General features: G+C 64.4%; 7 protein-coding genes. 5 read left to right on the top strand and 2 right to left on the bottom strand.

The genetic code is table 11. The annotated features are described in order from the left end of the window. Positions 1–1,147: DEAD/DEAH box helicase (locus EOA33_RS19885; RefSeq protein WP_145989207.1), on the top strand; the 1,147-nt coding region annotated here is incomplete at its 5' end. 99 nt (positions 1,148–1,246) lie between these two features. On the opposite strand, the gene EOA33_RS19890 is transcribed toward EOA33_RS19885, so the two are convergent. Both EOA33_RS19890 and EOA33_RS19895 read right to left on the bottom strand, forming a co-directional pair. Beyond that, entirely contained in the window at positions 1,247–2,224 is a 978-nt protein-coding gene (locus EOA33_RS19890; RefSeq protein ID WP_127406364.1) for an alpha/beta fold hydrolase, read from the bottom strand. Positions 2,225–2,292: 68 nt separating this feature from the next. Further along, complete coding sequence (locus EOA33_RS19895; RefSeq protein WP_126054651.1) at positions 2,293–3,135, bottom strand: SDR family oxidoreductase; 843 nt, start codon at positions 3,133–3,135, stop codon at positions 2,293–2,295. 215 nt (positions 3,136–3,350) lie between these two features. Here EOA33_RS19895 and EOA33_RS19900 point away from each other — a divergent pair, with 215 nt between their 5' ends. The 4 genes from EOA33_RS19900 to EOA33_RS19915 form a co-directional block, all read left to right on the top strand. Further along, positions 3,351–4,385 (top strand): cysteine synthase A, encoded by a 1,035-nt coding sequence (locus tag EOA33_RS19900; protein WP_127406365.1) that lies wholly within the window; start codon positions 3,351–3,353, stop codon positions 4,383–4,385. After that, a complete protein-coding gene (locus EOA33_RS19905) occupies positions 4,385–5,128 on the top strand; it encodes an alanyl-tRNA editing protein (protein ID WP_127406366.1) in 744 nt (247 codons plus the stop codon). The genes EOA33_RS19900 and EOA33_RS19905 overlap by 1 nt, the downstream gene beginning before the upstream one ends. A gap of 33 nt (positions 5,129–5,161) precedes the next feature. After that, on the top strand, positions 5,162–6,013 hold the full coding sequence (gene sseA, locus EOA33_RS19910) for a 3-mercaptopyruvate sulfurtransferase (RefSeq protein ID WP_126054649.1): 852 nt from the start codon (positions 5,162–5,164) through the stop codon (positions 6,011–6,013). A 5-nt stretch (positions 6,014–6,018) separates the two neighbouring features. After that, positions 6,019–6,578: GNAT family N-acetyltransferase (locus EOA33_RS19915; RefSeq protein WP_126059073.1), on the top strand; the 560-nt coding region annotated here is incomplete at its 3' end.

The following is a 6,578-nucleotide window of genomic DNA, read 5'->3' on the forward strand; positions in this document are numbered from 1 at the left end:
CCGCGAGCTCGCCGTTCAGATCGAGGACACCATCAAGATCCTCGCCAAGGGCGCGCATGTCTCGACCGCGCTCGTGCTCGGCGGCGTCTCGCGCTTCAGCCAGGTGAAGAAGATCGCGCCCGGCGTCGATATCCTGATCGCCACGCCCGGCCGGCTGACCGACCTGGTGCGTGAGGGCGATCTGATCCTCGCCGACACTAAATGGCTGGTGCTCGACGAAGGCGACCGCATGCTTGACATGGGTTTCATCAATGACGTCAAGCGCATCGCCAAGGCGACCGCGCCCGACCGCCAGACGGCGCTGTTCTCGGCGACCATGCCGGACGAGATCGCCGAATTGGCGAAAGGCCTGTTGAAGACCCCGGTTCGCGTCGAAGTCGCGCCGCAAAGCACGGCGGCGGCTGAGATCGTGCAGAGCGTCGTCCTTGCCCGCACCAAGCAGAAGCGCCAGGTGCTGTCCAAGATGCTCGCCGATGAGGCGATGAAGTCGGTCATCATCTTTTCTCGCACCAAGCATGGCGCCGACAGGGTGACCAAGGATCTCGATCGTGATGGCTTCAAGGCCGCCGTCATCCATGGCAACAAGTCGCAGAATGCCCGCCAGAAGGCGCTCAACGATTTCCGCGACGGCTCGGTCCGCATCCTGGTGGCGACCGACATAGCCGCGCGCGGCATCGACGTGCCAGGCATCAGCCATGTCGTAAACTTCGATCTGCCGGACGAGGCGGAAAGCTATGTCCACCGTATTGGCCGCACCGGCCGCAACGGCAGGGACGGCATCGCCATCACGCTTTGCGACCCGTCGGAGAACGCCAAGCTGCGCCAGGTCGAGCGGATTATCCGCGCCAAGTTGCCGGTCGTTGCCGACCATCTCGGCAGCCCCGATCCCCAGCGCAACCCTGCCGAAAGGAACGAGCGTCATTTCGAGCCGGCTAACGACCGTGAACACCATGGCGGCCGTCGCGACGGCAGGCGTCCCGGCGGCGGCAACAACGGCTTCGGCAAGAAGCGTTTTGGCGGCAAGCCCAGTGGCGATCGTCCCGTCGCGGGCAAGCCGCAGGGCGAGCGTCCTGAGGGCCGCAAGCCTTTCAAGGGCAACAACAAGCGCCGTTACGGCGGCAAGCGGCCATCGACCCGGGCTGCCTGAAGCAGCGATCTGCCGGGCCTCCTGAACTGGCTTGATACGCCGGTAATCGACTGAACAGGGCGGCTGGAGCGATGCTTCGGTCGCCCCTTTTGTGACGGACTACTGCCCGGTCAGCGCCTTGACCCAGACGACAATCCGCTCGGCGAGGACGACGGTTGTCGACGGCGACAGGGCGTCGCCGGCAATGACGTGGTTGTCGACGTCACCGGTGTCGTCGACCGGCACCAGCTCGTGCGGCGCGCCCCAGCGTCCGGCGATTTCGCGGGTGCGGTCGGGCCGCACCACCTTGTCGGAATCCGAAAAGATGAAGAGGGCGGGGATGGTCGCCTTTTCCACCGGCGCCGCATAGGCGAGCTCGGTCAACGCCTGCATCGGCAGCGTCGCCGCTATCGGGTATTGGTGGGTCCAGAACCTTTCATGCAGCGCATTGCGGGTCGGGAAGCTGCGCTCCTTGCCGCCGACCAGCTCGGCGATCTGTTTGCCCCAGGGTTTGGTGAGCAGTTCGGCGCCGGACGCCTTGACGCCGAAGTTGGGCGAAATGAACGCGATCGCCGCAACCCCGTCCGAGGCGCGCGGCTCTGTCGCGGCCCATGTCGCCAGCGAGCCACCCGTCGAGGTGGCAATGACGATCACCCTGTCGCCGATCGCCCGGCCAATGGCGAGCGCCTCCTCGTAGTCGTTGATCCAGGCATTGACGCTGCCCTCGGCCATCGCGGCGCCGTCCTGGCCGTGGCCGGTGAGGCGCGTGTAGAACAGGTTGGCATCAAGCTCATCGGCGACGTCATCCGGCAGCGGCCGGACCTCGCCCTTCGAGGCCGAGAAGCCGTGGATGTAGACGATGGACAGCGGCGTCTTGGCGTGAACCATCGGATTTGCCCAGATGATCTCCTTTTCCAGCCCGTCGCGGATGTTGGGCACGGCGGCCTCTTCGCGCGCCAGATAGGCCTGCGGATCGTCGCCGATCGCGGACGGGTCGAAACGGATCTTCGTGTCGACGGGTACGCGCGGGCCGAGCACGAAGGCCATGGAGAAGACGACCGCAAGCCCCAGCACCGCAAGCACGATCCGCCGCCCCATTACAGACTCCAAGCAACAATTCTCAACCTATGGCCGTGCCTGCCGACAGGCAACACCCGTGCGCCGGCCTAAGTCGCCTGGTCCGGGCCCATTTCGTGCGGCAGCTTGCGGTCGAAATTCAGCGGCCGTGCCCTCCAGCCGGTCGTGACGCCGATCACCCAACGGCAGATCGGTCGCGGCAAGAGGCCGAGCAATTTCAGCGGCCAGCTGATGCGGTAGGGGAATGTGACCTCGAAGCCACCTTTCTCGATGCCGCGCACCATGCGGCGGGATGCGCGGTGGACAGGCATCAGCCCCGGCATTGGCAGCGTGTTCTTTTCCGTCAGCGGGGTGTCGACGAAGCCGGGGTTCATCACCTGAACCCGGATGTTCATCTTGTCGAAGTCGTATTTCAACGACTCCGCCAGGATGTTGATCGCCGCCTTGGTGCCGCCATAGGCGGCGGTGGTCGGCCAACCTGAATAGGCGGTGACCGAGCCGACGAGTACGACATGGCCGCGTCCGCGCACGCGCATATGCTCAACGACGGGCACCAGGCCATTGACGATGCCGAAATAGTTGACGTCGAAGGAGCGGCGGAAATCGCTCACCACGAGGTGCTCACCGGGCGTGGCGATGTAATTGCCGGCGTTGAAGACCGCGAGCACGATCGGCCCCATGTCCTTCTCGATCGCGGCGGCCGCCCTTGCCATGCCCGTCTCGTCGGTGACGTCACAAGGATACGACTTCACATGCCCGGGCATCTGCGCCGTCTCGACGATCAGCGTGTCGATCGGATCGTCCGCAAGCGCCGTCACCGCGACGGCATAGCCCTTCGCGGCAAGATCCTTGGCCAATGCGCGGCCGATGCCGCTGCTGCCGCCCGTTATCCAGGCGACGCCATGCTTCGGGTTGGCCCGGTAGAGTGTCATGCTGTGTCCTGCCAATGTGTCGGTAGTGCTCTAGCGGCGAAGAAATCGAATGAAAAGAGCGCTTTTCTGCGCAAGGTTGAAATGCATGCTGGAACACAGCATCTGAATTCAGGAGATTGCAGTGCCTGAAATGCGACTGGACCAGGCGAATTCTTGCCTTGAAACCGGGGCTTTGGGTTTCTAGGGTCTCGCCGCACCTACACAAGGAATCCTTGATGCCCCGTTCTGTGATCGACGCGATCGGCAACACGCCCCTGATCCGCCTCAACAAGGCCTCGGAAGCAACGGGCTGCGAGATCCTGGGCAAGGCCGAATTCATGAATCCGGGACAGTCGGTCAAGGACCGCGCAGGCCTGTTCATCATCCGCGATGCCGAGCAGCGCGGGCTGCTGAAGCCTGGCGGGATTATCGTCGAGGGCACGGCCGGCAACACCGGCATCGGCCTGACGCTGGTTGCCAAGGCGCTTGGCTACCGCACGGTGATCGTCATTCCGGACACGCAGAGCCAGGAGAAGAAGGATACCATCAAATTGCTCGGCGCCGAGCTGATCGAAGTGCCGGCGGTGCCCTACAAGAATCCGAACAATTACGTGAAGCTGTCGGGGCGTCTGGCCGAACAATTGGCGCGCACCGAGCCGAACGGTGCGATCTGGGCGAACCAGTTCGACAATGTCGCCAACCGCGACGGCCATATCAGGACTACGGCCGAGGAAATCTGGACCCAGACCAACGGCAAGGTTGACGGTTTCGTCTCGGCGGTCGGCTCGGGCGGAACGCTGGCCGGTGTCGGGCTCGGGCTAAAAGGCAAGAGCAGGGACGTGAAGATCGCTCTCGCCGATCCGCTGGGGGCCGCGCTCTACAGTTTCTACACCAGCGGCGAATTGAAGGCCGAGGGTAGCTCGATCACCGAAGGCATCGGCCAGGGGCGCATTACCGCCAACCTCGAAGGGTTTACGCCCGACTTCTCCTTCCAGATCCCCGACGAGGAGGCGCTGCCGATCGTCTTCGACCTTATCCAGGAGGAGGGGTTGTGCGTCGGCGGCTCGACCGGCATCAACATCGCCGGCGCGATCCGCCTGGCGCGGGAGCTTGGCCCCGGCCACACCATCGTGACCATGCTTTGCGACTACGGCACGCGCTACCAGTCGAAGCTGTTCAATCCCGAGTTCCTGCGCGAGAAGAACCTGCCGGTGCCTCGCTGGATGGAAGAGACCGCCGACATTTCGGTGCCCTTCGAAAAGGTCGCGTGATGGTGCACAAAACGGAAGCTCTGTTTCGCGATGACGCCTACCTGAAGGAGGCCGAGGCAGCGGTTGTCGCAATCAACGATCGCGGCGGCGTCGTTCTGGACCGGACGATCTTCTACGCAACCTCGGGCGGCCAGCCGGGCGACACCGGCTTGCTGGAGCGCGCCGACGGCAGCCGCGTCGCGATCGCCGCCACCATCACCGGCGAGACCAAGGACGAGATCATCCATGTGCCGGCGCCCGGACAAGCGGTGCCGACGATTGGCGAACGGCTGAAGCTTGCCATCGACTGGCAGCGGCGGCATCTTCTGATGCGCATGCACGCGGCCTGCCATCTGCTCACCGTCGTTTGCCCGTTCCCGATCACCGGCGCGGCCGTTTCCGTGGACGACAGCCGGGTGGACTTCGACATTCCCGATGCCGGCTTCACCAAGGAGGATGTGACGGCGAGACTCATGGAGCTGGTGCGTGCCGACCATCCGATCTTCACCCGGCTGATCACCGACCAGGAGCTCGCCGCCAATCCGGGCCTGGTGAAATCCAAGAACGTGCGTCCGCCTGTCGGCACCGGCAAGATCCGTCTGGTTTGCATCGGCGACAATGCCTCGATCGACAGCCAGCCCTGTGGTGGCACCCATGTGAGGAGCACCGGAGAGGTCGGCGAGATCCATATCGGCAAGATCGAGAAGAAAGGCCGCGAGAACCGGCGTTTCCGCATCCGCTTCGGGCCGATGCCGGCGATCTGATCGACGGCACTGTTGCGGGATGGGAGGAGAAAAATGGCTGAAGATAGTCCTTTCATCGTCGACACGGATTGGCTTGAGAAGCGCTTGGGCGAGCCCGGCCTGACGATCATCGACGCGTCCTGGTATCTGCCTGCGCAAAAGCGCGATGCGCGCGCCGAATATGAGGCGGCGCATATTCCCGGCGCCCGCTTCCTCGATCAGGACGCCATTTCGGACCCGGATTCCGGGCTTCCGCACACCCTGCCGTCGCCGCAAGATTTCGCGCAGTATGTCGGCGCCATGGGCGTTTCGGCCGACGACACGATCGTGGTCTATGACGGCCCGGGCTATTTCTCGGCGCCGCGCGGCTGGTGGATGTTCCGGGTCATGGGCGTCTTCCAGGTCTACATCCTGAGCGGCGGCTTCGATCGCTGGAAGGCGGAGGGGCGCCCAGTGACAGCGGAGCCGACGAGGATCGCGCCGTGCATCTTTCACGCCGACTTCGATGCCGCGCGGGTCGTCGGCCTCGCCGAAATGCGCCGCATCGTCGACGGGCGAGAAAGTCAGATCGCCGATGCGCGATCCGCCGGCCGTTTTGCCGGGACCGATCCGGAGCCGCGCGCCGGCATCCGCTCCGGGCATATGCCTGGCGCCCGCAACGTACCGGTCACGGCATTGGCCGAGAACGGCGAGCTGCTGCCCAGGGATCGCTTGCGCAAGGTGATCGAGGATGCCGGCATAGACCTGTCGAAGCCGGTCGTCACGTCATGCGGCTCGGGCATCACAGCGGCGGCGATTACGCTGGCGCTGGAGACGCTTGGCCACACCGACAACAGGCTTTACGACGGCTCATGGACCGAATGGGGCGGGCTTGCCGATACGCCCGTGGTGACGGGCAAGGAATGACGGTGATGGAAAACGGCGCGCTGGAGGACATCGACGTCACGGTGACGTTTCTCGAAATGCATGCGCCGCCGGCCGCGTCGCCGCCGGTGCCGTATAACCGACAGGTCGCGCTCCTGAAGACCAGGGATATCCCGCTGCATTTCTACCGCTACCTGATGGATCGGGTGGGGCGCAAATGGCATTGGGTGAATGTGCTGAGGCTGAGCGACGAGGAGCTTTCAGCGGGCCTCCATCGCGAGGACCGCGACATCAGGGTGCTCTATCTCGACGGCGCGCCGGCCGGCTTCTTCGACCTCAAGCCGCATATGCCGGAAGAGGTGGAACTCGCCTATTTCGGCATGATGGAGCATGCGCATGGACAAGGCATCGGCCGCTGGTTCCTGGGCGCCGCGATCTCTGCCGCCTGGTCGCATGGTCCGAAGCGGGTGACGGTGCAGACCTGCACGCTCGACCACCCGGCGGCACTGCCGCTCTACCAAAAGCTCGGCTTCACACCGGTTGCGCAGAAGAAGGAGATCGTGCACCCGCTCTCCTTCGCCGAGCGATCCGCGAGCGTCATGCGGCC

The sequence above is a fragment of the Mesorhizobium sp. M4A.F.Ca.ET.050.02.1.1 genome (assembly GCF_003997725.1).
In the GTDB taxonomy this organism is placed as follows: Bacteria; Pseudomonadota; Alphaproteobacteria; order Rhizobiales; family Rhizobiaceae; genus Mesorhizobium.